This is a genomic window from Hyphomonas sp. UBA3195, from assembly GCF_002366485.1.
GTDB lineage: Bacteria > Pseudomonadota > Alphaproteobacteria > Caulobacterales > Hyphomonadaceae > Hyphomonas.
This window is the reverse complement of the sequence record NZ_DEXB01000033.1, coordinates 1-23,954: the sequence shown is the minus strand read 5'-3', so window position 1 is coordinate 23,954 and position 23,954 is coordinate 1. Positions and strand designations below refer to the sequence as shown.

Annotated in this window: 26 protein-coding genes; 14 read left to right on the top strand and 12 right to left on the bottom strand. The window is 58.4% G+C overall.

Translation table 11 applies throughout. The features are described 5' to 3' along the window. Position 1 precedes the first annotated feature (1 nt). Positions 2 to 625, top strand: coding sequence for a thiamine phosphate synthase (locus tag B2344_RS10150; RefSeq protein WP_206991724.1), 624 nt, complete (start codon positions 2 to 4; stop codon positions 623 to 625). Here B2344_RS10150 and B2344_RS10145 read toward each other — a convergent pair. Both B2344_RS10145 and B2344_RS10140 read right to left on the bottom strand, forming a co-directional pair. Continuing rightward, positions 622 to 1,071 (bottom strand): NtrZ family periplasmic regulatory protein, encoded by a 450-nt coding sequence (locus B2344_RS10145; protein WP_206991723.1) that lies wholly within the window; start codon positions 1,069 to 1,071, stop codon positions 622 to 624. The genes B2344_RS10150 and B2344_RS10145 overlap by 4 nt on opposite strands. A 76-nt stretch (positions 1,072 to 1,147) precedes the next feature. After that, positions 1,148 to 2,329 carry a porin gene (locus B2344_RS10140; protein ID WP_290485158.1) on the bottom strand — a complete coding sequence of 394 codons (1,182 nt, stop codon included), beginning with the start codon at positions 2,327 to 2,329 and terminating at the stop codon, positions 1,148 to 1,150. Between the two features lie 105 nt (positions 2,330 to 2,434). Between B2344_RS10140 and B2344_RS10135 the strand changes: the two genes are divergently transcribed. The 4 genes from B2344_RS10135 to holA are packed head-to-tail and all read left to right on the top strand — an operon-like array spanning position 2,435 to position 6,969. After that, the gene (locus tag B2344_RS10135) at positions 2,435 to 2,863 is read left to right on the top strand and encodes a DUF3576 domain-containing protein (protein ID WP_034813069.1); all 429 of its coding nucleotides are present in this window, start codon (positions 2,435 to 2,437) and stop codon (positions 2,861 to 2,863) included. Between the two features lie 37 nt (positions 2,864 to 2,900). Beyond that, on the top strand, positions 2,901 to 5,468 hold the full coding sequence (gene leuS, locus B2344_RS10130) for a leucine--tRNA ligase (RefSeq protein ID WP_290485157.1): 2,568 nt from the start codon (positions 2,901 to 2,903) through the stop codon (positions 5,466 to 5,468). Beyond that, complete coding sequence (gene lptE / locus B2344_RS10125) at positions 5,465 to 5,935, top strand: LPS assembly lipoprotein LptE (RefSeq protein ID WP_206991720.1); 471 nt, start codon at positions 5,465 to 5,467, stop codon at positions 5,933 to 5,935. Before leuS ends, lptE begins: the two co-directional genes overlap by 4 nt. Next, positions 5,935 to 6,969, top strand: coding sequence for a DNA polymerase III subunit delta (gene holA, locus B2344_RS10120; RefSeq protein ID WP_290480265.1), 1,035 nt, complete (start codon positions 5,935 to 5,937; stop codon positions 6,967 to 6,969). Before lptE ends, holA begins: the two co-directional genes overlap by 1 nt. Before the next feature lie 3 nt (positions 6,970 to 6,972). Here the strand turns inward: holA and B2344_RS10115 are convergent, their stop codons facing one another. From B2344_RS10115 to hemE, 9 genes are all read right to left on the bottom strand, one after another. After that, entirely contained in the window at positions 6,973 to 7,890 is a 918-nt protein-coding gene (locus tag B2344_RS10115) for a ParB/RepB/Spo0J family partition protein (protein WP_290482581.1), read from the bottom strand. Positions 7,891 to 7,895: 5 nt separating this feature from the next. Further along, positions 7,896 to 8,708, bottom strand: a complete 813-nt coding sequence (locus tag B2344_RS10110; RefSeq protein WP_034813061.1) for a ParA family protein — start codon at positions 8,706 to 8,708, stop codon at positions 7,896 to 7,898. Continuing rightward, entirely contained in the window at positions 8,695 to 9,318 is a 624-nt protein-coding gene (gene rsmG / locus B2344_RS10105) for a 16S rRNA (guanine(527)-N(7))-methyltransferase RsmG (RefSeq protein ID WP_290482582.1), read from the bottom strand. Before rsmG ends, B2344_RS10110 begins: the two co-directional genes overlap by 14 nt. 5 nt (positions 9,319 to 9,323) lie before the next feature. Further along, on the bottom strand, positions 9,324 to 11,189 hold the full coding sequence (gene mnmG, locus B2344_RS10100; protein ID WP_290485156.1) for a tRNA uridine-5-carboxymethylaminomethyl(34) synthesis enzyme MnmG: 1,866 nt from the start codon (positions 11,187 to 11,189) through the stop codon (positions 9,324 to 9,326). 67 nt (positions 11,190 to 11,256) lie between these two features. Continuing rightward, the gene (mnmE, locus tag B2344_RS10095; protein WP_290485155.1) at positions 11,257 to 12,591 is read right to left on the bottom strand and encodes a tRNA uridine-5-carboxymethylaminomethyl(34) synthesis GTPase MnmE; all 1,335 of its coding nucleotides are present in this window, start codon (positions 12,589 to 12,591) and stop codon (positions 11,257 to 11,259) included. A 16-nt stretch (positions 12,592 to 12,607) separates the two neighbouring features. Further along, a complete protein-coding gene (gene rho / locus B2344_RS10090; RefSeq protein ID WP_369794153.1) occupies positions 12,608 to 13,897 on the bottom strand; it encodes a transcription termination factor Rho in 1,290 nt (429 codons plus the stop codon). A gap of 154 nt (positions 13,898 to 14,051) precedes the next feature. After that, positions 14,052 to 14,480: a CopD family protein gene (locus B2344_RS10085; protein ID WP_290485154.1), complete on the bottom strand. Its 429-nt coding sequence runs from the start codon at positions 14,478 to 14,480 to the stop codon at positions 14,052 to 14,054. Beyond that, positions 14,480 to 15,562 (bottom strand): ferrochelatase, encoded by a 1,083-nt coding sequence (gene hemH, locus B2344_RS10080; RefSeq protein WP_290485153.1) that lies wholly within the window; start codon positions 15,560 to 15,562, stop codon positions 14,480 to 14,482. The genes B2344_RS10085 and hemH overlap by 1 nt, the downstream gene beginning before the upstream one ends. 6 nt (positions 15,563 to 15,568) lie before the next feature. Further along, positions 15,569 to 16,600: a uroporphyrinogen decarboxylase gene (hemE, locus tag B2344_RS10075; RefSeq protein WP_290485152.1), complete on the bottom strand. Its 1,032-nt coding sequence runs from the start codon at positions 16,598 to 16,600 to the stop codon at positions 15,569 to 15,571. Positions 16,601 to 16,948: 348 nt separating this feature from the next. Between hemE and B2344_RS10070 the strand changes: the two genes are divergently transcribed. The 5 genes from B2344_RS10070 to dnaQ are packed head-to-tail and all read left to right on the top strand — an operon-like array spanning position 16,949 to position 20,502. Next, positions 16,949 to 17,794, top strand: a complete 846-nt coding sequence (locus tag B2344_RS10070) for a pyruvate, water dikinase regulatory protein (protein ID WP_034813100.1) — start codon at positions 16,949 to 16,951, stop codon at positions 17,792 to 17,794. Beyond that, a complete protein-coding gene (locus tag B2344_RS10065) occupies positions 17,791 to 18,387 on the top strand; it encodes a Maf family protein (protein ID WP_290485151.1) in 597 nt (198 codons plus the stop codon). Before B2344_RS10070 ends, B2344_RS10065 begins: the two co-directional genes overlap by 4 nt. Then, positions 18,384 to 19,199, top strand: coding sequence for a shikimate dehydrogenase (gene aroE, locus B2344_RS10060; RefSeq protein WP_290485150.1), 816 nt, complete (start codon positions 18,384 to 18,386; stop codon positions 19,197 to 19,199). The genes B2344_RS10065 and aroE overlap by 4 nt, the downstream gene beginning before the upstream one ends. Then, complete coding sequence (gene coaE, locus B2344_RS10055) at positions 19,196 to 19,804, top strand: dephospho-CoA kinase (protein WP_290482588.1); 609 nt, start codon at positions 19,196 to 19,198, stop codon at positions 19,802 to 19,804. Before aroE ends, coaE begins: the two co-directional genes overlap by 4 nt. Next, the gene (gene dnaQ / locus B2344_RS10050) at positions 19,801 to 20,502 is read left to right on the top strand and encodes a DNA polymerase III subunit epsilon (protein WP_290485149.1); all 702 of its coding nucleotides are present in this window, start codon (positions 19,801 to 19,803) and stop codon (positions 20,500 to 20,502) included. Before coaE ends, dnaQ begins: the two co-directional genes overlap by 4 nt. On the opposite strand, the gene secB is transcribed toward dnaQ, so the two are convergent. Beyond that, positions 20,503 to 21,015, bottom strand: coding sequence for a protein-export chaperone SecB (gene secB / locus B2344_RS10045; protein WP_290480257.1), 513 nt, complete (start codon positions 21,013 to 21,015; stop codon positions 20,503 to 20,505). A 131-nt stretch (positions 21,016 to 21,146) separates the two neighbouring features. Between secB and B2344_RS10040 the strand changes: the two genes are divergently transcribed. From B2344_RS10040 to B2344_RS10025, 4 genes are all read left to right on the top strand, one after another. After that, the gene (locus B2344_RS10040) at positions 21,147 to 21,758 is read left to right on the top strand and encodes a Tim44/TimA family putative adaptor protein (RefSeq protein WP_290485148.1); all 612 of its coding nucleotides are present in this window, start codon (positions 21,147 to 21,149) and stop codon (positions 21,756 to 21,758) included. 70 nt (positions 21,759 to 21,828) lie between these two features. Further along, a complete protein-coding gene (locus B2344_RS10035) occupies positions 21,829 to 23,052 on the top strand; it encodes a murein transglycosylase A (protein WP_290480255.1) in 1,224 nt (407 codons plus the stop codon). 10 nt (positions 23,053 to 23,062) lie between these two features. Next, the gene (locus tag B2344_RS10030) at positions 23,063 to 23,626 is read left to right on the top strand and encodes a Smr/MutS family protein (protein ID WP_206991703.1); all 564 of its coding nucleotides are present in this window, start codon (positions 23,063 to 23,065) and stop codon (positions 23,624 to 23,626) included. Positions 23,627 to 23,678: 52 nt separating this feature from the next. Beyond that, the coding region (locus B2344_RS10025; RefSeq protein WP_290485147.1) for a hypothetical protein at positions 23,679 to 23,954 on the top strand (276 nt) is incomplete at its 3' end.

Here is a 23,954-nt window from a genome sequence, read left to right as displayed (position 1 = left end):
GATGGCGCAGAAACCCCAAGACGAGCCGAGACGCAAGCTGATCTCTGCGGCGAGACGCTCGCGGCGGCATTTGCCATCCTGGTTGCCACCCGCCCTTTTCCTGACCGATCCGCAACGGACACCGGACCCGGTTTCAGTTGCAGAAAACCTTCCCGCAGGCTGGGGCATTCTTTACCGTCACTTCGGGGCACGGCACAGTGTATGGCAGGCGCGCCAACTTGCTGACATCGCAAACAAGCGCGGACTTGCCTTGCTGGTTTCGGCCGATCCCGACCTGGCAATTGAAGTTGGCGCAGCGGGCGTGCATTGGCCGTATGCCCGGCGACACGAGGCCCGCAAATGGCGCGACCGGTTCGATCTGATGAGCATAAGCGCTCATGGCCGTGCCGAATTGCAAAAGATTGATGCACGCGTGTTCGATGCGGCACTGGTGTCTACAGTGTTCCCATCCAATAGCCCCTCCGCCGCGGCGCCCATGGGGCCACACACGTTACGCTGCCTGTCGCGGCAAAGCGCGCTACCAATCTACGGGTTGGGCGGAATCAATTCGCGCAATGCCGCCAGCATAAGCGATGCAGCAGGCCTGGCAGCGATTGAAGGAATAAGGGACCCGTTCAGATCCTAGAATTTGAAGGCAGACTTCAGCCGGATACCCGCTTCGACTTCGCGAGACTCCCATGTGGACGTGTCATTCAACTCGTCCGTGCCAACACTGACCTCACCGCCAACCGAGAATCGCGGGGTAATCTTGAAGGTCGCACCCGCCTGCATTTCCTCACGCGGTAGCGGAGAAAGGTCTGTACGGGAGACCTTGTCGAGGTTCAGCTGCCAACGGGCATTGCCGCCAAACTGCATTGAGAATTCGCGGTCAGGTTGGGCCTGCCAGACAGATTCGGTGCTAGCGGGTTTGGCCTGAGCGAATTGACGATACCATTCGGACTGCGCGGCCGAGGTTTCAGATATACTAGGCGTTGCCATTTCCATGGCGGGTGCAGACACGTCATCTTGCGCCGCGGCTGGCAAAGCCAGCGCGGTTAGCGCGATCACGAAAGTTGCAAAGCCCAGCTTCATCGAATTTACCTCTGCTCCCAGAAATAGTCGGAGGGGCAGGTAAAGAGAAGATTAAGAATCTGAAAGACCCGCTATTCTAGTCCGATAGTGTGATTTCTATCACAATCCCCTCAGGGGAATTTTTACCCGCCGAAACGCCAAAAGCGTTAGTTGGCGACAGGTTCAGGCCTTTGTCCGCATATCCAAGGGTGAATCTTGCATGTTTTGTGACATTTCGCGAGACGCCCAATTTCCATGCATCTCGCTCCAAGCCTGTCAGATCATCTTCCGCGAATCCGTATTCGGCCCCTATCAGGTAATCGCCCACCGACTTGGTCAGGCCCACAGTCCACGCTTCATAGTCACCCCCCGTCTTGATGCCATTGTCGGAGACGAGCCACGTTGCACCGATAGATATCGTGTCAAATTCCGCCTTTGTCCCCACTGACCAGGTCGTGACACGGTCATACAAATCCGATGCGTAGGGCGGCGTCTCAATCTCTGCGGTACTTGCTGCAAGGGCACCGCTCAGCCTTACGCCCGCGCTGCGCAAAAGGCGCGAGGCATTGATGGACCCTTCAACCGCATTGGTGATTGTTAGGGGTGCAGCGCCAGGCAGATTACGGTCAGCATCCCGGTCGAGGCCGCGGACATCCGCCTTGGGCGTGATGCTGACACCCGCGCGCACTCCCACCAGGCGAGGTGTCGCGTAAGAAAGCTTCACCGACGGCCCCGTCAGGTCATGCCGTGTCGTAACCATGTCCAACCCTGTTGGGTCCAACACCTGACGACCGCTGGCAAGCGTATCAAAAACGGAGGGTGCGCCTTCCTGAAAACGCGCCGCAACGCCCAGGTCCCGCCCCAACCGGAGCTGCCCATAGCCACCTTCGACATATATGTAAGCCGTTTCAATTTCGGCTCGGGTTTCGGTGTCATTTGGCGGAACGCCGACTGCCAGCCCAGTGAACGCGCCCTGCAACCCCAGACCGCTCCCCTCCATACCGACCGGTACACCGCTGAATCCGGCCCGTTGGGAGTGGTCCTTCTGAAGTTCAGCCCGACCGGCAGCGCCGATTTCAAGGCCGCTATCCAGGATTCGATTGGTCGATACGCCAGCCCAGGTACGCGCCAGAATTTGCTCGTCAGCCTCCGGCATCATTACCAGACTGGCACCCAGATCGGTTTCGGTTTCCCACGGATTCCAGTCGTCCTCCCATTGCGCATGCGCGGCGGGGCCGGCAAGCGCCAAAGCGAGAACGGAGATTTGGGCGAATTTCATACCGGTCCTCCATGGGGGCGACACGCAGATCAGCACTGGCGAGCCCGTAAACCCCTTGTTATACAAACCGCCGTCAACAAGGTCTTGCACTCAGGAACTTTCTTCATGGTCAAATATGTTTTCTCTGCGGCGATTGCCGGCATGCTGATGGTTTCAGGCTGCCAGTCCAAATCGGGCGGCAACGCCGAAGCCCGCGTGATCCAGCAAAATATCGGCAGCGTGAATCCATATCTCTGGCGCGCCTCGCTCGACACGTTCGATGATCTTCCGGTGGCAACGGCCGACCCTATCGGTGGCCTGATCACGTATGACTGGAAGGCATATGCCGCCGCGCCAAACGAACGCGTCAAAGTCACGGTCTACATCCTTGATACGCGTTTGCGTGCAGATGGCGTGAAAGTTTCCGTGTTCCGTCAGGAAAAGAGTGAGGCCGGCGAGTGGACCGATGCTGTCGTTGATCCGGAAACCGCACTCCAGCTTGAGAACAAGATCCTGGATCGGGCACGACTGCTGAAGAACTCCCAGCTGGGCTAAGCTCCGGCTGAACCAATAATCCGGAAAGGTCAGGGGCATGGCGACCCGTTACGATCCGCAAATCGCGGAACAGAAATGGCGTGCAGCTTGGGAAAAGGCCGCACTCTTTCACGCAAAATCTCCAGCCGAGGCGGGCGATGCGCCCAAGGCCTATGTGCTGGAGATGTTCCCATACCCATCCGGGCGGCTGCATATGGGCCATGTGCGCAATTATGCGATGGGCGATGTTGTTGCCCGCCACAAGCGCGCCAAGGGCTACAATGTGCTCCATCCAATGGGATGGGACGCGTTCGGAATGCCTGCCGAGAACGCCGCCATGGAGCGCAATGTTCATCCGGGCGATTGGACCTATCAGAACATCGCCTCGATGAAGGCCCAGTTCTCGAAGCTCGGCCTGTCGCTCGACTGGAGCCGGGAATTCGCGACCTGCGACCCGGAATATTACGGCGCCCAGCAGGGTCTGTTCCTGAAATTCCTGGAAAAGGGCCTCGTCTATCGCAAGGCCTCGAAAGTGAATTGGGACCCGGTCGACAATACGGTGCTGGCCAATGAACAGGTCATCGACGGGCGCGGATGGCGCTCGGGCGCGCTGGTGGAACAGCGCGAGCTCACGCAATGGTTCTTCCGCATTACCGACTATGCCGAAGACCTGCTGACCGAAGTGCAAAAGCTGGAGCGCTGGCCTGAAAAGGTGCGCACCATGCAGGCGAACTGGATCGGCCGGTCGGAAGGGCTCCAGATGCGGTTCGAATTCGATGGCACCGCGCCATCCGGATTTGGCGAAGGCATCGAGATCTTCACGACCCGTCCGGACACGCTATTCGGCGCGAGCTTCATCGCCCTGTCACCAGATCACCCGCTGACCGTCCAAATGGCGGAGCAATCGGATGAGCTGAAAGCGTTCCGCGCAAGATGCGCACAGATCGGCACCAGCCAAGAAGCCATCGAAAAGGCCGAAAAGCTTGGCTTCGATACCGGCCTGACCGTCAAACACCCTTTCGACGACACGAAGGCCCTGCCCGTATGGGTCGCGAACTTCGTGCTGATGGGGTACGGCACCGGCGCGATTTTTGGCTGCCCGGCGCATGACCAGCGCGATATCGATTTTGCCCGGAAATACGGCCTGAGCGTCACGCCCGTTGTGCTGCCGGCCGACGCTGACGCTGCCACGTTCGATGTTGAAAACGAGGCCTATACCGGCCCCGGCAGCATCTTCAATTCCGGCTTCCTTGACGGGATGGCGATTGATGACGCCAAGCGCGCCGCCATTGAAAAAATCGAATCCATGGGGCTCGGTGAAGGCAAGGTGAACTATCGCCTTCGTGACTGGGGCGTCTCGCGCCAGCGCTACTGGGGCTGCCCGATCCCGGTCATCCATTGTGAAAACTGTGGCATCGTGCCGGTGCCGGAAGCTGATCTGCCGGTGAAACTGCCGGACGAGGTTTCCTTCGACCAGCCCGGCAATCCGCTGGAGCGCCACCCAAGCTGGAAACATGTCGATTGCCCGAAATGCGGCAAGGCCGCCCGCCGCGAGACAGACACGCTGGACACGTTCGTCGACAGCTCCTGGTACTATTCCCGCTTTGCCAGCACAAACGATCTAGAAGAGCGCGCCTATTGGATGCCGGTCGACCAATATGTTGGCGGCGTCGAGCATGCGGTGCTTCACCTGCTCTATGCGCGCTTCATCGCCAAGGCGATGCGCGATGTCGGCCTGCTGGACTTGCCGAATGGCGAGCCGTTTGCCGGTCTTTTCACGCAAGGCATGGTGACGCACGAGACCTACAAGTCTGCGGCCGGAAAGTGGCTGGAGCCGAATGAAGTCACTCGCGATGGCGATACCTGGATCGAGACCGCCACCGGCGCGATTGCGACGGCAGGTCCGATCGAGAAAATGTCGAAGTCCAAGAAGAATACGGTCGACCCGGATGCCATCATCAGCCAGTTCGGCGCGGATGTCGCGCGCTGGTTCGTCCTGTCAGATTCCCCGCCGGAACGAGATGTCGAGTGGACCCAGTCCGGCGTTGAAGGCGCGTCGCGGTTTGCCCAGCGCCTGTGGAGCGTGTTCGATGCCCTGCCAGAGGATACCAGCACTGCCGCTGGCGAGGATGCCGACTCCACAGCGCTGCGGAAAGCGAATCACAAGGCCGTCGCAGCCATCGACAAGGCAATCGAGGAATTCCGGTTCAACTCTGCCGTAGCCACCATCCATGAATGGGTCACCACTTTGAAAAAGGCTGAATCGGCTGGCGACACCGTGTTGGGCGCGCGTATTGAAGGCGCCTCCATGCTGGCCCGCTGTGTGACACCGTTCATACCGCACCTGGCCGAGGCCTGTTGGGAACGACTGGGCCAACCTGCCTTCGTATCCTCAGCGCCCTGGCCCGTGGCGGACCCCGCCCTGCTGGCGGAAGATGAGGTCACAATGGCGGTTCAAGTGAATGGGAAGCGCCGCGCGGAAATCACCGTGCCGAAGAGCATGGACAAGGATTCCGTCGAAGCCGTTGCGAAAGCCCATGCGGATGTAGCCAGCTTCATTGAGGGCAAGTCCGTGAAGAAAACCATTGTCGTGCCCGGCCGCATCGTGAATATCGTGGTGGCATGAAACAGTTCTTCGCTCTTGTCGCCTTCGCCCTCATAGCCGGGTGCGGATTCAAACCGGTCTATGCGACGGGCGCGGGCGCCACTTATGGCGGCGCCATCACGGTCGAACCCATCGATGGCCGATCGGGATACATCTTGCGCCGGGCCTTGCAGGAAGAGTTGGCGATCGGATTGCCAAACGTGACAGAGGCTGCCTCGCTCCAGATTACGGTGAAAGAAAATCTGACTCGGTTGGCATTCCAGCAAGACGGCGCAGCGGCGAGATCAAATGTTACCTTGTCGGGCCGTTACGCTTTGTCTCAAGGCCAAGAACGGTTGACCGGCTACGCTGTTGGCGAAGTCAGTTTTGCGGTACCGAGCAGCACTTATGGAGACATAGCAGCCCAAAAGAGCGCCTCGGAGAGAGCGGCCGGCATCTTGGCGAAGAATATCGTGGACGACCTGCGGCGCAAATTGTCGGTTGAATAATGTTGTTCAAGGGCAAACAGGCGAGTGATTTTGCCCGCAAGCCCAAACCATCCGTTTGGGCTGTGCTGGCCTTCGGTGAAGATTCCGGCCTCGCCTCCGATGCCGCGATTTCCCTGATCAAAGCCTGGACGCCGAAAGGCGCCAATATGGATGTCACCACACTGGATGATGACTCCATAAAGAAGGACCCATCACTCCTGTTCGACGGACTCGAAGCGGTATCCCTCTTGGGAGACCCTCGCGTCATCCGCGTTCGGACAAGCGGCGACAAGATTGCCGCCCTGTTGATAGAGGCCATTCAGAAAGGTGAATCGCAGGAGGGCTATTATTCCGCCCGCCTGATAATCGAAGCTGGTAGCCTGCAGAAGCGCTCGAAATTGCGCGCCGCCGCAGAAACCGCCCAACTGACCGCCTGCCTGCAACTGTTCGCCGACGAAGCGGGCGATATTGAGAAACGGGTTCAGGATGCGCTGAAGTCCGAAAGTGTCCAGATCACACCCGAGGCGCTCGCACTGTTTGTGGGCGACCTGCCGGGCCATCGCAATCTGGCCAACTCGGAGATCGAGAAGCTCGCCCTCTATGCACGCGGTCTGGGCCGACCGCTTGATGTGGATGATATCCGGTCCTTGTCCGCTACCGATGTGGATCACAATCTTTCAGCCGCCATTCGCGCAGCGCTCGATGGCAAACCGGCGCTCGTCCATACCACACTCGACCGACTGGCTGTTGCGGGCACGAGTGGGATTTCCATCCTGCGTTCACTTCAGTTCGAAACCATGCGCATGCTGGACGCTCAGTCTCGGCTTGCATCCGGCCAATCGAATCCCGGCATGAAACTCCGGCCGCCCGTTTGGCAAAGCGAATGGGGCCTGTTCAGCGCGCGCCTCAGGAAGTGGCCGACCAAGCGGCTGATGCGGGTGATGGAACGGATCTATGAAGCAGAACAACAAGCCAAGTCCGGGTCAGGCAGTGCGGACCCAGTAATCCGTGTACTGATGAATGAAATCGCCCGCGCCGCCGAAATAGCAAGCTGACGTTCAGAGAATGTTGCGCTTGGCAGTCAGACGTCTGCAGACATCGTCAAGTTGTTCCAGGTCGCGATACTTGATGCGAAGCTCGCCGCCATTCTTGCCGTGGCGGATGTCTACATCCAGTCCGATGGACCGGGAGAGATCCGCCTCGAGGGCTTCGGTGTCGACATCCTTTTCCTCTGACTTGAGTCGGGCGGATTTGGTTTCAACGGGCGTGTCTTCGCGAGCAGCCTTGGCATGCGCTTCGACCTCGCGAACCGTCAGGCCTTTCTCAACAGCAAGCTCCACCAGCGCTTCCGGATCGGGCGCACCCAGCGCCGCGCGCGCGTGTCCCGCCGTGACCTTGCCATCACGAACATACTCTCGAGCGCCTGCTGGCAATTGCAGCAAGCGCAGGGTGTTTGTGATGTGAACCCGACTTTTGCCGACGCTTGTGGCAAGACTGTCCTGAGTTCGACCGAAGCGCTTCATCAGCGCCTCATAGGCTTCAGCTTCTTCAATTGGGTTGAGGTCTGCGCGCTGAACATTCTCGATGATGCCGATCTCGAGTAGTTCCAACTCGTCGGTATCCCGTACAATAGCGGGAATACTGGTCAGACCGGCCAGCTTGGCGGCGCGCCACCGACGCTCCCCCGCTATGATCTGATACTCGTTCTTTTCCTTGGGATCCGGACGGACCAGAATAGGCTGGAGAACGCCTTTGGATTTCAGGGATTCCGCGAGTTCCTGAAGGGCGGCCTCGTCGAAGGTCCGACGAGGCTGTTTCGGATTTCGGCGAATCTTGTCGATCGCGATTTCGTTGGAGCTGCCCTTACTCCCACCTGCAGTGCGTGCTTCAGGCGGAGAGACAGCCTCCACTTCCCCAATCAGGGAAGACAGGCCGCGTCCAAGACGGGAAGGTTTGCTCTTGGTATCGTCGCTCATATGGGTCAGGCCGCGCGGGCTTTCTCTCTTTGAAGGACTTCGGATGCGAGACGGATATAGGCCTCGCTACCTGGACAGCGATAGTCATACAACAAGGCCGGCTTGCCGAAAGATGGCGCTTCGGAAAGGCGTACATTCCGCGGTATGACCGTATTGTAGACCTTGGCGCCAAAGAAGGCTCGCACTTCGTCGGCGACCTGGTCGGACAGATTGTTTCGCCGGTCATACATGGTCAGGACGACGCCCTGGATTTCGAGATTGGGATTGAGGCCAGAGCGCACAACTTCCACCGTGCGGAGCAGTTGGCTAAGGCCTTCCAGCGCCAGGAACTCACACTGTAGCGGAACCAGAAGTGCATCGGCGGCCGTCATCGCGTTCAAAGTAAGCGACGACAGCGATGGCGGGCAATCAATCAGAATATAGTCATACTGGACCAGTCCGCCCTGGACAGACCGCTGAACATAATCATGCAGCGCGTCGCGCAATTTGTAGGACCGGTGAGAGTCATTGGCCAGTTCGGTTTCTACACCAGAGAGGTTTTCATCGCCCGGAACAATGTCAAGACGCGGCACAATCGTTGACAGAACCGCTTCTTCCAGCGGGATCCGGTCCACGACAACATCATAGGATGTCTGATGCCGATCCTGGCGCTCAATACCCAGCCCTGTGGAGGCGTTGCCCTGCGCATCGAAATCGACAATCAGGACGCGCCGGCCCACAGCCGCCAACGCCGTGCCGAGATTTATGGACGTCGTTGTCTTCCCGACCCCGCCCTTTTGGTTCACGACTGCAAAGATTCTAGGTTTACCGCTGACCACGCTTGAGCTCCCTCACGATCAAAATCACGCCTGACCCACCAGTGCGACTTGGAATCGCCTCATAGGCGAAGTTCCATCTTTGTTGGGCGTCCGTCAATTCTTCTTTCCAGCGTTCGCCCTTTAGAAAAACCCCTGTTGCACCGTTTTCCATCCAGGGAGCGGCGTAGTCGAGCAGTTTTGGAAGGGGCGCAAACGCCCGCGCAGTGATAATATCCGCGGTGGAATTCGGCGCAGCCTCAATCCGTCCCTGATAAACGGACGCATTGAGACCAGCATCGCCGATAGCGGCGCGGAGAAAGGCGCATTTCTTCCCGACGCTTTCCATCATGGTCACATGACTGTGTGGTCGGGCCGCAGAAATGATCAATCCGGGAAATCCCGCACCCGAACCGAGATCGACGATCCGCGTTGATTCCGGAATAAACGGCAGAATCTGGTAGGAATCAGCCACATGCCGACCCCATATCTGCGGCCACTCACGCGGTCCAATCAGATTGGAGCGTTGCCGCCACGCGTCGAGAGTTAAGATCACGGCGTCCAATCTTTCCAATGTTTCACGTGAAACATCGAATTCGGCCAGAAAGGCCGCGCGATCTTCGGAATTCATCATGAGTGTTAACCAGCTTTCTTCCGGCGCTTAACATATCCCAAAAGGGCCGTTAGAGCGCCGGGCGTCACGCCTTCAATACGACCGGCCTGTCCCAACGTAGAAGGACGGACCGATTCCAGTTTCTGGCGAACCTCATTCGAGAGACCGCCAATTCCCGAATAATCGAGATCTGCCGGGATCATCAGATCTTCGTCGCGACGCAAAGCGGCGACATCTTCTGCCTGGCGTTCCAAATAGGAAGAGTAAAGAGCTTCAATCTCGACCTGCGTCCCGATCTCCTCGGAGATGTCTGATACTTCCGGCCAAACGGCGGACAGTGCGTTGAGATCGATATCCTTGTAGGAGAGATATTCCCATGCCGTCCTGACGCGGCCATCCTGATTGACCGCCCATCCGGCTTGAGCCGCTTTTGCGGGCGACAAGGTCAGTGTCTTCAGAAGTTGGCGGGCAGATTCAAGCGCTCGGTGTTTCACGTGAAACACGTCTGCCCGGTCTGACCCGACGCATCCGGCGGCAATACCCTTTTCGGTAAGACGCTGGTCGGCATTATCGGCGCGTAGTGCCAACCGATATTCGGCGCGCGATGTAAACATCCGATAGGGTTCCGTCACGCCGCGCGTCACGAGGTCATCGATGAGGACGCCAATATATGCCTCCGCGCGATCAAGTATAATCGGATCTTTTCCGCCCGTGGCGCGTGCCGCATTCAAGCCCGCAACGAGACCTTGCGCGCCGGCTTCTTCATATCCGGTTGTGCCATTGATCTGCCCGGCGAGATACAGGCCTGGAAGCGCATGCACCTCAAGTGCGGACGAGAGCGCACGTGGATCGACGTAATCGTATTCGATTGCATAGGCATGTTGGATAATCTTGGCATTCTCGAGCCCGGGAATGGTACGGAGAAAACGCTCCTGAATATCCTCTGGAAGCGATGTCGAAATGCCATTTGGATAAACAGTGTGATCGTCGAGACCTTCCGGTTCCAGGAATATCTGATGACTATCCTTGTCGGCGAACCGGTGAACCTTGTCCTCGATAGACGGGCAATAACGCGGACCTCGGCCAGCAATCGCGCCGGAATAGACGGCCGATTGCTCGATATTCTCGGCAATGATCGCGTGGGTTTCCGGCGTCGTCCATGTAATGCCGCATTTGACCTGCGGCACCGTAATCTCATCGGTCAGATACGAAAACGGAATCGGCTGCTCATCGGCGGGCTGCATTTCAAGACGATCCCAGGCGATCGTCCGGCCATCCAGCCGTGCCGGCGTACCCGTCTTCAAACGCCCCATCGGGAGACCAAGCCCATAGAGCCGGTCCGACAGGCCAATCGCAGGGGCCTCGCCGACACGACCGGCAGGGATACGTTTCGCACCTATATGGATGATGCCTTTCAGGAAGGTGCCTGTGGTGATCACGACAGAAGCCGCACGATAGATCTCGCCCTTCAGACCAATCACGCCCGCGACGTGATTGTTCTCCACGATCAGGTCTTCGGCGCCATCCTCAATGATGGTCAGGTTTGGATAGTCCGCGAGTTCCGCCTGCATGGCGTCGCGGTAAAGCTTTCGGTCGATCTGGGAGCGGGGGCCCCAGACAGCCGGACCCTTGGACCGGTTGAGCATTCGGAACTGGATACCGGCCTTGTCTGCCAGCCGTCCCATGAGGCCGTCCAGCGCATCGATCTCTCTCACGAGGTGACCCTTGCCGAGGCCGCCAATTGCCGGATTACAGCTCATCTCTCCGATGGTTGCGCGCTTGTGTGTGACCAGAGCGGTGCGTGCGCCCGTCCGCGCCGCGGCCGCGGCCGCTTCGCAGCCGGCATGACCGCCGCCTACCACTATCACATCAAACTGTTTCATCTCGCTCATGGCGCAACTTCGGATCCGGATTTCAGAAAGGCGCTATATAGCGGCTCGTTGCCTCAAACCCTAGGGGTCATTTGCCGATGCAGAACTGGGAGAACACCGCACCGAGCACATCTTCTACGCCAACCGAGCCCACGACCGCTCCAAGATGCCGGATAGCCAGGCGCACGTCTTCCGCTGCGAGTTCCGGACCGGTGCCAAGCTCCAGCGCATCCCGCGCAGCAATGAGGCAAGCGAGTCCATCGACCAATTGGGCGCGATGCCGGGCGCGTGTTATGACCGGCGCTTCAACAGATGCAGCCTTGTTGGAAATGAAGTCCGCCAGTGCGGCTTCGAGTTCGGGCACGCCATCACCATCTTTCGCGGAAATCTTGTAGTCGTATTCTGGGAGCCCGGCGGCCAGCTCGGTATCAGCCTTGTTTACCACGACTATATCTGTCGTTTGGCGGAACAACGAGTTCAACACACCCAGCTCAGGCGCGCCCCCGTCAACCATAAACAGGCGCAAGTCGGCCTCAGCAGCCACGCGTTCTGCCCGCCGAACGCCCTCGGCTTCAATCTCATCTTGGGTCTCACGCAAACCGGCCGTGTCGGATAGCCAGACTACCTGTCCGCCCATCACGCGCCGTACCTCAATCACATCGCGGGTTGTGCCTGGGGTTGATGTCACAATCGCCGCGTCGCGTCCGGCAAGGCGGTTGAGCAGGGTCGACTTTCCCGCATTCGGCGCGCCGATAATGGCGATGCGAAATCCATCCCGGATCTTCTCTCCGATCCCCCGGTCGCCAAGCGCTTCCTCGATTTCGTGAATCAATCGGGTCAGCTTCCGGATGACCGGTGCCGTGGTTTCCTCGGGTGCATCTTCTTCGTCCGGAAAGTCCACAACCACTTCAATCAAGGCAAGTATGCCCGTCAGGTCAGCCCGCCATTGGTCGTACTGCTCGGTCAGACCGCCCGTCAGTTGCCGAAGAGCCTGGGCTTTCTGTGCATTGGTCTCTGCTTCGATAATGTCAGCGACGCCTTCGGCCTCGGTCAAATCGATCTTGCCCGCTTCAAAGGCGCGTCGCGTGAACTCACCCGGCTCAGCCAAGCGCACTCCAGGCTCACTCGTCAGTGTACTGATTGCATGGGTTATGACGGCTGGACCGCCATGCAGGTAAAGCTCCAGCGTATCTTCACCGGTATAGGAATGCGGCCCGGGCATGAAGACGACGAGTCCCTCATCAATGAGATTTCCATCCTCGTCGCGAAATTTCGTCAGAGTGGCATGACGGGGTTCCGGCAGGCCGCAATCGAGCAGGGCACCTGCCAGTTTCCAGATCCGGTCTCCTGATAACCGGATAATACAGATAGCTGCTGGGGGCTGGCCCGAGGCGAGGGCGCAGATCGTGTCGCGCTCGCTCATGGCCAGGCTCGCTCCGCTAGTTCTTCATGGCTTCGAAGAACTCATCATTGTTCTTCGTCTGGCGCAATTTATCCAGAAGGAAGTCAATTGCATCATTCGTGCCCATTGGGCCAAGGATGCGACGCAGAATGTAGATCTTGGACAGCTGGGCAGCTGGCGTGATCAGTTCTTCTTTTCGCGTGCCAGATTTCATGATGTCGATGGCCGGGAAGGTCCGCTTGTCGGCGATCTTGCGATCCAGCACGACTTCGGAGTTACCCGTACCTTTGAATTCCTCGAAGATGACTTCATCCATGCGGCTACCGGTATCGATCAGGGCAGTGGCAACAATGGTCAGCGAGCCACCATTCTCGACATTCCGCGCCGCACCGAAGAAACGTTTGGGGCGCTGCAACGCGTTGGCATCCACACCACCGGTCAACACTTTACCAGAGCTTGGAACGGTCGTGTTGTAAGCACGGCCAAGACGCGTGATCGAATCGAGCAGGATGACGACGTCACGCTTGTGCTCAACGAGGCGCTTGGCTTTTTCGATTACCATTTCGGCGACTTGGACGTGACGTGTGGACGGCTCATCAAATGTCGAAGCCACGACTTCGCCCTTCACCGTACGTCGCATGTCAGTAACTTCTTCGGGACGCTCATCGATCAACAGGACGATCAAATAGCATTCAGGATGGTTTTCCTCGATGGCGGAGGCGATGTTCTGGAGCAACACCGTCTTACCGGTCCGCGGAGGCGCAACGATCAGCGCGCGCTGACCCTTACCGATGGGTGCGACAATGTCGATGACACGTCCTGAACGATCCTTGCGAGTTGGATCCTGGCTTTCCATGCGCAGACGCTCTTCGGGATAAAGCGGTGTGAGGTTGTCGAAGTGAACCTTCTTGTTGGCCTTGTCCGGTTCCTCGAAATTGATGCGCGAAACATCCGTCAGCGCGAAGTAGCGTTCATTGTCCTGCGGCGCGACGATCGGCCCTTCGACAGTATCACCAGTCCGGATGTTACCCTTCTTCAGAACTTCCGGACTGACATAGATATCGTCTGGTCCGGGCAAATAGTTGGATTCCGGTGAGCGCAGGAAGCCGAAGCCATCAGTCAGAACTTCCAGCACGCCCTGGCCCGTGATTTCTACTTCGCTATCCGCCAATTCCTTGAGGATTGCGAACAGCATGTCCTGTGTCCGCATGGACGAGGCATTCTCGACCTCCAGTTCTTCAGCATAGGAGAGCAATTCCTCTGGCGATTTTGCCTTGAGATCGCTGAGTTTTACACTGGTGATGTCGTCGAGCATGGAAGAGGCCATGGATGAATTCCGGATGAGGGGCCGCCGTCATGTGTGTCGGCAACCGGATTTTGGTAAATTGGGAGTTCTTCGCCCGCGCAAGGACTGCGCAGCGGTTTTGCCGCTTATGGGGCCAGAATGGTCAAATCGTCAAGGGGTTGGGCACGGGGCCTGCCTAAAACGGCCTGACGATCACCATGATAACGACGCCGATCATCAGCAGGAAGGGCACTTCATTCAACATCCGTAGGCGCTTGGCGGGAATCCCGTCGCCTCCTCGGTCAATCTTCCTTCCGACACCGATGAAATAACCGTGCAGACCGGACAGGATCAGCACGAGCAGGAGCTTTACATGCATCCAAGGCATGCTCAGCAAGCCTTGATTCATAACAAGCATGGCAACGCCAAGCACCCAAACGAGGATAAGGCTGGGATTCAGGATGATCATGCGCAACTTGTTCGATGCTTCTTTCATCGTCTCGAAAAGAGGCTCGCCCGGCTGGCTGGAAAGTTGATGAATTTTGTAGCGGGGATAAACGAGCAAGCCGCCCATCAGCGCAATCACGAACACAACATGCGCTGCCTTCACCCAGAGATACAGCATCAGGCGATGTCCTTGCGAACGGGATTGGCGCGTTGGCCGACTTTCGGATGGGCTGTGCGGTTCGGGCAATTCTTCCAGTCGCCAGGGCAAAGCCGGGAGTCTGCGCATGATCGGATCGGCAAGTCTTGTCCCATTGTCTTCAGCACTTCATCGCGCAGCATGGAGATAAACTCCTCATGCACGCCCAGCGCTTCCACGCGGGTATAGCTCGCGGCGCCGTGCTCTTCAGCCACAAGTCGGTACTCTTCGCCAAGTTCCACCAGTGTCTCGATATGCTCGGAGACAAAGGCAATGGGTGCAATCAGGATGTTCTTGCCTTCCTTGGCCGCTTTTTCGATTTCATCCTCGGTCGGCGGGCCAATCCATTTCAGCGGTCCGACGCGCGACTGGTAGCATGGCACAATCTCCCAGTCGGTCGGCACCCGCCCGGCGATCATCTCTGCCATGGCCTCGCACTGCCACTGGTAGGGATCTCCATCCTTCACGATTTTTTCCGGCAAACCGTGCGCTGACAGGAGAAGACGAACATTGCCGGGTTCACCCGCAGCTTTGTGTGCCTTCATGATCTGGTCGACATGCGAGGAGATCAGGCCTTCGGCGAAGGGATAGCAGCAGATTGTCTTGGCAATACCCTTGTAAGCCTTGTTCCAGGCCGTGAGGGACGAGCCTGTCGTCGTTGTGGAAAACTGCGGATAGAGCGGCAACAAGATGACTTCGTCTGCGCCCCAGGCTTTTACATCAGTCGCGGCTTCTTCGGTGAAAGGGTGCCAATAGCGCATCGCAATAAAACACCTGACCTCATCCTCAGGCAATTTTTCCTGCAGCGATGCCGTAAGCGCATCCGCCTGTTTTTGAGTCTCAGGCAAAAGCGGTGACCCACCGCCAGCATCCATCATGGCGTAATTCTTGATCACTGATGGCGCACGGGTCGTGGAGATCAGCCGAGCGAGAAACCAGCGAATGGGCAACGGCGCACCAATAATGGCTGGATCTCGGAACAGGTTTTTCAAAAAGGGTTTCACGGTCTTGTCCGAATCCGGTCCTCCCAGATTGAACAGAACTACGGCGATCTTTCGGCTCATGATTTCCTAGCCCTTCCGAATGATTTCCAGCACGCGCTCAACATGCGCGATCGGGGTTTCCGGCCGGATTCCGTGTCCAAGGTTGAAGACATGCGGCCGACCTTCATAGGCAGAGATAAGCTCGCGCACCCGATCGTCGAGTCGCTGACCCCCTTCAATCAGCAGGAGTGGGTCAAGATGTCCCTGTACCGGAAATCCGGCGGGCAGGGCGGCGTTCACAAAGGCTGGCACTGCTGCCGTATCGAGACCGACGGCCGTGATACCCGTCTCCTGAACGTATTCCGGCAGCATGGCAGACGCGCCGCGCGGAAATCCGATGATGGGAACCGTGACACCCATTTCCCTCAGCCGTGCGACCAGTTTCTTCGTTGGCGCGATAATGACTTCTCGGAAGATATTATTGGGCAGACCCTCGGCCCAGCTGTCGAACAACATCAATGCATCCGCGCCGGCTTCCACCTGCGCGGCCATATAGTGCGCTGTTGCTTCGCTGATGAGATCCAACACGTTCGCCAATTCGTCTGGCTTGCCATGTGCCCATCGCCAGGCGAGCGACTTGTCTGTCTTGCCGCGACCTTCGATAGCGTAGAGCCCGACCGTCCAGGGTGATCCGGCAAAACCAATCAAGGCTGTATCGTCGGGCAAGGCAGATTTCACACGAGCAACCGTCTCATAAACCGGAGACAATCGATCAGCCGCTTTCTGGGGTGTGACTTTTGCTAAATCAGCTGCTGTATCGATTTGCTGAACAATAGGTCCAACACCTTTTTCGAACCGCACACTCAGACCCACCGTGTCGAGGATCAGCAAAATGTCTGCAAACAGTATGGCGGCATCCATGCCATAACGACGTACTGGCTGAAGCGTCGCTTCCGCTGCCATTGAAGGCGTGTAGCAGAAATCGAGAAAGTTCTTCGCGCGCGCCCTCAGCTCGAGATACTCAGGAAGGTGACGACCAGCCTGTCGCATCATCCATACCGGAGGCGGGGCGACCACCTGTCCCTCAAGTACCTGAATCAGCTTAGGCTTGGTGTTCATGCCTCAGGCCCCCTTCCATCCCAAAATCAAACAAAGCCCGTCAGGGCGCTTATAACTATTAGACCGTGTAATTCGTGGAGAAAGGCCACACACAGGAATTGTCCAGCTAAATCCACAGGCGAGTCACAGGGTGTCGCACCCCGGTAAGGTTTCGTTAATTGTCGATTTTACCGAGGTTAACGATGGGTTAACACCCCAGTTGGAGTCACAGGTGCGAACGAAAGGGGATTCTGCCGGAGTCGAATTCGCTGGCTGTGACTCGATTGTGAATCCATTTGGGGAAGATCCTCTATCCACAGAGGACTCACAGGTCTTGTGTGTTTTGCCAACCTCGGCAACACAGGGGCGATGAACAAGCCACTCGCCCGCCTAAGCATATACTTCAATGTTCACCTGGTCTCTGACAGTACCGGTGAAACCCTGAATGCCATCCAGCGCGCTGCGTGTGCGCAGTTCAAGAATGTTCAGCCCCTTGAGCACAATTATTATTTGGTCCGCTCAGAACGCCAGTTAGAGCGCGTGATGAGGGAGATCGAAGCTGCACCGGGTGTGGTCTGGTACACGATCTCCGACGAGACACTGCGATCAAAACTCGAAGCCTTCTGCCGCGAAAAGGGCGTATCCACTTTGCCCGTACTGGATGCCTCCGTTGCCATGCTGGGCCGACATCTCGGTGTGTCGGCGAATCGGATCGTCGCGGGACAGCACGCATTGGATGATGACTATTTCGAGCGGATGGAAGCGATCAATTTCACGCTCGCGCATGATGATGGCCAGAATGTCGATGGGCTACGGAATGCTGATGTGATCCTGCTTGGTGTCAGTCGTACGTCCAAGACGCCGACCAGTGTCTATCTTGCGAACCGCAAGGTAAAGGCTGGTAATATTCCGCTGGTTCCCGGTGTTCCGCTTCCAGGATTCGTGGAAGAACTTGGTCCGAAAGGCCCACTGATCGTCGGCCTGAAAATCAGCGCTGAGCGGCTCGTCCAGATTCGGCGCCAGAGATTGATTTCCCTGCAGGAAGACGAACACACAATCTATGCGGATGAAGCGGCCGTGCGTGATGAGGTGACCCAAGCCAACCGCCTGTTCCAGCGCAACAAGTGGAAGACAATCGATGTGTCCCGCCGGTCTGTCGAGGAAACTGCTGCCGCTATCCTGAACCTTCTGAATGAGCGGAACGCCCAACCATGAGCCAGCGCATCATTCTAGCATCCGGCAGTCAAAGTCGGCGAGCCGTGCTGACCGCTGCCGGCATCGAGGCAGACACGATCAAGCCGAATGTGGACGAAGACGCAGCCAAAGCCTCTTTCCGCGCGAGCGACATGAAAGTGCGCGATCAGGCGATGCAACTTGCCGAACTGAAATCGGTGAAGATTTCGATGCGCGAACCGGGCCTGGTGATCGGTTGTGACCAGATGCTTTCACTCGATGGAGAGGCGTTCGACAAGCCGGTTGACCTTGCCGATGCTCGAAATCATTTGGTGAAGCTGTCCGGCAAGACGCACACATTGGAAACGGCGATTGTTATCAGCGAAGAAGGGAAACCCGTCTGGCGTCATCTGGCGAGGCCGAAATTGACTGTTCGCCCACTGAGTGGTGCCTTCATCGACACCTATGTTGAAACGGTCGGAGAACCGCTCTTGTCGACGGTTGGTGCCTACCAGCTTGAAGGGCTTGGCGCGCAATTGTTCACACGGATCGAAGGTGATTACTTCTCAATCCTGGGATTACCTCTTCTCCCGTTGCTGGACTATTTGCGGACACGTGGAGTGTTGTTGTCATGACCAAACTCTATGGGGTCGTCGGCGACCCAGTCAGTCATTCCCTGTCACCTGTGATTCATAATGCGTGGATACGCGAGCACGGTATCGATGCGACCTATGAGGCGATGCATATTCCGAAGGGTGAGTTTACGGATGGCCTGTCGTCTCTGGAAGAACGGATGGCGATGGGTCTGAACGTGACCTCTCCTCACAAGGAAGATGCCATAGCGCGGGCAGAAGGCACAAGCGATGTTGCGCGCCGCATTGGAGCAGCGAACACTCTGGTTCGGCTGAAGTCTGGTGGCTGGCTAGCGGAGAACACCGATGCCCCTGGTTTTACTGAATCCCTCGCCCAGGCGAACATTGAAATAGCTGATCAGAATGTCTGCCTGCTGGGAGCAGGGGGGGCCGCTCGAGCGGTTGCGCTGGCATTGTCCGACATGCGGGCAACCTTGACGATCTGTAATCGAACGCGATCCCGCGCAGAGGATCTTGTGAAACATTTGAACATTGATGCTGATATCCGAGACTTGGAGCATGCCGAAGCAGAGATGGGCAAGGCAGATCTGGTGATCAACACGCTGAGTCTTGGCCAGACGGGCCAGTCTCTTGACCTACCGGAAGGTAAGCTTCGGACGTTTTACGATATTTCTTATGGCAAGCCTGCCAAGGCGATATTGGCGCAGGCGGATACGGCCGGGTGGAAGCCAATGGATGGGCTGAGCATGCTGGTCGCGCAAGCGGCATTCAGTTTCGAACTCTGGTTCGGAGTTCTGCCGGATATGGAGTCTGCGATGGCTCGCTGTCGTAAACTGGTGGAGGCAACCACATGATCGTCCTTGGGCTGACAGGGTCTATCGGCATGGGTAAGTCTGCAACAGCGGATTTGTTTCGTGAGGAGGGTGTTCCGGTCTACGATGCCGACGCGGCTGTTCACGCACTTTATGCCAAGGGTGGGGCTGCCGTTGCACCGGTCGAGGCGGCTTTTCCGGGGGTGATGGTCGACGGTGCGATCGACCGGATGGCTTTGCGCACGCATGTGCTGGATGATGCCGAGGCGATGCGGAAGCTTGAGGCCATTGTGCACCCCCTTGCTGGTGATGCCCAGAAGCAATTTCGGGACAAGGCGCGCGAGGATGGCGCACGTTTCGTCGTGCTGGATATTCCTCTTCTGTATGAGGCTGGCGGCTATGCGTATTGCGACTATGTTGCGGTGGTGACCGCGCCTGCGGACGTCCAGCGCGAACGGGTATTGTCGCGACCGGGCATGACGGAGGAAACATTCGAGTCCATTCTGGCACGTCAGATGCCCGATGCAGAAAAGCGTGCAAAGGCGGATTTCATCATCTCCACAGCGCATGGTTTCGAATTTGCTGCCGATTGTGTTCGCGCCATAGTATCACTGATGAATCGTTTGGTTGAAGAGGCAAATTCATGAGTGAAGACATTCGCGAACTGGCATTCGATACTGAGACGACCGGCTTGCACCACCTTGAAGGGGACAGGGTGATCGAGATCGGGGCAGTCGAGATGATCAATCACATCCCGACAGGTCGCACGTTCCGGACCCTGATCAATCCAAAACGTTCTGTATCGGAGGATACGGTGCGCATTACAGGCATCACGGATGACGATCTGAGAGATGCCCCATTCTTTGAGCATCCGTCGGTTGTAGACGCGTTCCTTGAATTCTTGGGCGACGCCACGCTAGTGGCGCACAATGCCGGATTTGACCGGAACTTCCTGAACATGGAACTGGAAAAATGCGGACGTCCACCAATCCCTGAACCTCGCTGGATCGATACGGCGCAGATGGCCAGGAAGAAGTATCCGGGCGCGCCGGCAAATCTGGATGCGCTATGTCGCCGGTTTGAAATCTCGCTGGAAAGCCGGACCTTTCATGGCGCGCTGCTGGATAGCCAATTGCTGGCCAGTGTCTACCTGGAGCTGCTTGGCGGGCGGGCGCATGCCTTCACGTTCGAGAGCGAAGAAGAGCTCACCCGCGGTGAGCGCAAACGTGCCGCCCGGCAACGGCCAGTGCCACTGGAATCTTTGATTTCCGACGACGAGCGCGCCGCCCATTCTGCCTTTGTCGACAGTCTGGGCGAAGACTCAATCTGGAAAAAGTTTGGCTGATCAGGCCTGGCCGGTCGGCGCAGCAGGCGGCGTCTGACCGCCTTCGGCTGCGGCCCGCTGGTATTGCGACTGGTAGAGTTGCACAAAGTCGACCGGATCGATCAGGAGCGGTGGGAAACCACCTTCGCGGGTGATTTCAGCAATGATCCGGCGCGCGAATGGGAAGAGCAGGCGTGGGCACTCGATCAGCAGCATCGGTTCCATCTGTCCCTGTTGGGCGTTCTGGATCTGGAAGAGGCCGGCATAATCGAGTTCGCAAATGAACAGGACAGCCTGTTCAGCGGTCGCCTTGGCAGAGAGCTTCAGCGAGACTTCGTAAAGGCCATTGCCGTCGGCGTGCGGGGTCGCGCCGACATCAATGCCGAGGTCTATATTCGGCTGGGCTTGCACCGGGCCGACGCCGGGATTCTCGAATGACAGGTCCTTGATATACTGTCCAAGAACGCGCATGGCGGGCGCCTGAGGCGGCGTGCCCTGCGGTTGGGGGTTTTGCGGTGCGCTGGCATCTGTCATGCTGATCCTCCCTGAATCTGAAGCCGCGCGCCTAGCATGTGGCCCCCTAAGGCGCAACGTATCACTGGCATCATTGGGCTGTTCGCCCTATTTATGGTGTTACGCAATCCATCGGAGGAAGTTACGCGTCCATGTTTGATCCTGTGATCCAAGTTGTGATCCTTGCGGCCATCGCGCTGTTTGTCCTGTTCCGCCTCTATACGGTGCTCGGACGCGGTGAGGACAATTCTCCTGTGCAACGCACTCAGCCGGCCAAGCCACGCCAGGTTGATCCTGGCGCAAATGACTTGCCATTGCCCAATGCCGACAATGACCGTCCGATCTTTACCGGCCCGGCAGCAGGCGGGTTGGAAGACATCTACAATGCTGACAACAGCTTCAATGAGGCAACGTTCATGCGTGGCGCGAAGGCGGCCTACACGATGATCGTGACCGCTTTTGCGGCAGGTGACCGAGATACGCTGCGGCCTCTGCTGGATGATGACGTCTATGAGGCCTGGGACCACGCGATTGCGGAACGCGAAACGACCGGCGCCTCGGCGTTTGACCTCCTGCGCATTCGTCGAGCTGAAATCGAGAGCGCCGAGATGGACGGAAATATGGCGCGCATCTGGGTGCGCTATGAAGCCGAACTGGGCGATGGTGAGACGACCCGCACGGCGCGTGAGCTGTGGGCTTACATGCATGATGTGACCGCAAACGATCCCAATTGGATCCTCGATGATGTCGAAGAAGCCAAATAGGCAGTCTTCCACCACAAAGCGCGCATCCGGGGCGTGACAGCCCGCCCGAAAGCATTCCATAAATGGCGCCATGCTTCGCCGTATCCTTCTGTTTGCCAGCGCGCTTGTTCTGGCCTCGTGCCAGTCTGCGCCGCCACCGCCGGCTCCGTCGCCCAAGCCGTCGCCGACCCGGCCTGTGGATGTTGGCCCGTTGCCGCCAGCTGCGATTGAGCGTCCGGCGAGCTTCCGGGAGTTGCCGAACTGGGATGTGGCACCCATCGAATTGCCGCTGAGTGCGTTCAAACGGTCGTGCGTGAAGCTGCAGGACCGGTCGGCCGGGGACTTCATGGCCAATGTCGCCCCCTGGGCCGGATACGTTGCCGAGTGGCTGCCTGCCTGTGATGCGGTGAATGATGCGCAGGATGATGAGAGTGCAAGGCGCATCCTGGAATCCCTGTTTACCCCGGTCGAAATTTCCGATCCGTCCGGCAAGAGCCGCTTCACGGGCTATTTCGAGCCGCTTTACGAGGCGCGCTACACGCCGACGCCGCCCTTTACCGAGCCTGTGCCCGCGCTGCCCGCCGATCTCGTGCCGAATGGCGCAAGTCCAAAACAGCGCCTGCGCAATGGCGCGCTGAGACCGTATCCTTCCCGCGCTGAAATCACGACGTCGGGCGTCAGCGCGATTGCCTATGCCCACCCGGCCGATGTGTTCTTCCTGCAGATCCAGGGTTCGGGCCGGTTGCAGTTCCCTGACGGGCGTACCGTGCGCGCAGCCTATGCGGCGCATAATGGCCACCCGTTCCGGTCGACAGCCAACTGGCTGATGGAAACCGGCCGGATCACGGCGGGCGAGGCCAGCATGCAGGGCATACGTGCCTGGATGGACCGGGCCGGGCCGGTTGAGACACGTATGGCGATGAACCAGAATCCGCGCTTCGTGTTCTTCCGCGCCCTGCCGGAAGGGGATGCGGCGCTCGGACCGGAAGGGGCGCAAGCCGTGCCGCTGACGCCTTTGTCGTCGATGGCTGTGGATACCGATATCCATCCGCTGGGCGTGCCGATGTATGTGCAGACAACCGCGCCGGGCCTTGGCGGAGACTGGGCAGGCATGCTGGTTGCGCAGGATACGGGCGGCGCGATCAAGGGTGCAGTGCGCGGCGACCTCTATTTCGGCACGGGCCCGGAGGCGGGCGAGCGCGCCGGCACGATGAATGCGCCGGGCCGGTTGTGGGTGTTCCTGCCCAAAGGCGTGGCAGCGCGAATCCACACGTCTGACATGGCAACGCTTGGGTTCCATGCGGGCGCGCCGTAAGAGTGCGGTCATGACGAAACGCCGCCTGTCCCCGGAAGAATCCCGTGCATGGTCGCGCGTGGCCAGCACGATCAAGCCGATCGGCCCGGCAAAAGACAATCTTGAAGAGTTCGAGCGCGCGCTGGAAGCCGGCGAGCCGGTATCGCCAAACCGCGCCCGCAAGTCTTCCGCTGCCGGATTGATCGCTGCGGCGGGCCGGGCCCCCGAGAACCCCAAGGTCACGGCGCGGGCCGCCGACCGAAAAGGCGAGAAACGCGTCAAACGCGGGCGGCTGGAACTTGCCGGAAAGATCGACCTGCACGGCCATACTCAGGCGTCTGCCGAAGCGATGCTGGGAAGTTTCCTGCAGCGCAGCCGGGCCGAGGGCGCACGCTGTGTGTTGGTGATTACAGGTAAAGGGCGCGGGGGCGAGGGGGTTCTGCGTCGGAATTTCCTGGATTGGGTTCAGGGACCGTCGGCCAGTCATCTTGTGTCGGGCTATTCAGAGGCGCATGCGCGTCATGGGGGCTCGGGGGCGTTTTACTTGTTTCTCCGGCGGGCCGGCGTGCCCGGAACTCCTCGGACAGGGCGTTGAGCCTCCGCATGGTTTCCGCCTCTTGCGCTGCCAGCACTTCAGGGCTGAGGGCGTGCATGATCTGTATGGGGCCATAGAGATTGTCCAAAGGACGTTGTTCGAAGGCATCCACGTCAGCGTGCAGATAGTCCCGGTTTTTCGTGATGCGCCGCAGATACTTCACGATGGTCCGGTGACTTTGCAAATTATAGGTCGGCTGGAATTTCCGACGGAACGTGTTGCGGTGGCGGGCTTTACGTCTTGGCATCGACAGGTCTCCTCCGAGTGGATTCTCGTTTCAGCACTCCAAGCCGGCCTGGCGCGCGCCATCCGGGTATCTCGTAGTCGG

Coding starts and splice junctions, on each gene's coding strand:
- B2344_RS10065 (WP_290485151.1), top strand. CDS start 17,791: ATGAGCCAGCGCATCATTCTAGCATCCGGCAGTCAAAGTCGGCGAGCC.
- aroE (WP_290485150.1), top strand. CDS start 18,384: ATGACCAAACTCTATGGGGTCGTCGGCGACCCAGTCAGTCATTCCCTG.
- mnmG (WP_290485156.1), bottom strand. CDS start 11,189: ATGAGCGAGATGAAACAGTTTGATGTGATAGTGGTAGGCGGCGGTCAT.
- B2344_RS10150 (WP_206991724.1), top strand. CDS start 2: ATGGCGCAGAAACCCCAAGACGAGCCGAGACGCAAGCTGATCTCTGCG.
- rsmG (WP_290482582.1), bottom strand. CDS start 9,318: ATGATGAATTCCGAAGATCGCGCGGCCTTTCTGGCCGAATTCGATGTT.
- B2344_RS10070 (WP_034813100.1), top strand. CDS start 16,949: ATGAACAAGCCACTCGCCCGCCTAAGCATATACTTCAATGTTCACCTG.
- B2344_RS10040 (WP_290485148.1), top strand. CDS start 21,147: ATGTTTGATCCTGTGATCCAAGTTGTGATCCTTGCGGCCATCGCGCTG.
- dnaQ (WP_290485149.1), top strand. CDS start 19,801: ATGAGTGAAGACATTCGCGAACTGGCATTCGATACTGAGACGACCGGC.
- B2344_RS10140 (WP_290485158.1), bottom strand. CDS start 2,329: ATGAAATTCGCCCAAATCTCCGTTCTCGCTTTGGCGCTTGCCGGCCCC.
- holA (WP_290480265.1), top strand. CDS start 5,935: ATGTTGTTCAAGGGCAAACAGGCGAGTGATTTTGCCCGCAAGCCCAAA.
- B2344_RS10035 (WP_290480255.1), top strand. CDS start 21,829: ATGCTTCGCCGTATCCTTCTGTTTGCCAGCGCGCTTGTTCTGGCCTCG.
- B2344_RS10135 (WP_034813069.1), top strand. CDS start 2,435: ATGGTCAAATATGTTTTCTCTGCGGCGATTGCCGGCATGCTGATGGTT.
- hemE (WP_290485152.1), bottom strand. CDS start 16,600: ATGAACACCAAGCCTAAGCTGATTCAGGTACTTGAGGGACAGGTGGTC.
- leuS (WP_290485157.1), top strand. CDS start 2,901: ATGGCGACCCGTTACGATCCGCAAATCGCGGAACAGAAATGGCGTGCA.
- mnmE (WP_290485155.1), bottom strand. CDS start 12,591: ATGAGCGAGCGCGACACGATCTGCGCCCTCGCCTCGGGCCAGCCCCCA.
- lptE (WP_206991720.1), top strand. CDS start 5,465: ATGAAACAGTTCTTCGCTCTTGTCGCCTTCGCCCTCATAGCCGGGTGC.
- B2344_RS10145 (WP_206991723.1), bottom strand. CDS start 1,071: ATGAAGCTGGGCTTTGCAACTTTCGTGATCGCGCTAACCGCGCTGGCT.
- secB (WP_290480257.1), bottom strand. CDS start 21,015: ATGACAGATGCCAGCGCACCGCAAAACCCCCAACCGCAGGGCACGCCG.
- coaE (WP_290482588.1), top strand. CDS start 19,196: ATGATCGTCCTTGGGCTGACAGGGTCTATCGGCATGGGTAAGTCTGCA.
- hemH (WP_290485153.1), bottom strand. CDS start 15,562: ATGAGCCGAAAGATCGCCGTAGTTCTGTTCAATCTGGGAGGACCGGAT.
- B2344_RS10115 (WP_290482581.1), bottom strand. CDS start 7,890: ATGAGCGACGATACCAAGAGCAAACCTTCCCGTCTTGGACGCGGCCTG.
- rho (WP_369794153.1), bottom strand. CDS start 13,897: ATGGCCTCTTCCATGCTCGACGACATCACCAGTGTAAAACTCAGCGAT.
- B2344_RS10085 (WP_290485154.1), bottom strand. CDS start 14,480: ATGCTGTATCTCTGGGTGAAGGCAGCGCATGTTGTGTTCGTGATTGCG.
- B2344_RS10030 (WP_206991703.1), top strand. CDS start 23,063: ATGACGAAACGCCGCCTGTCCCCGGAAGAATCCCGTGCATGGTCGCGC.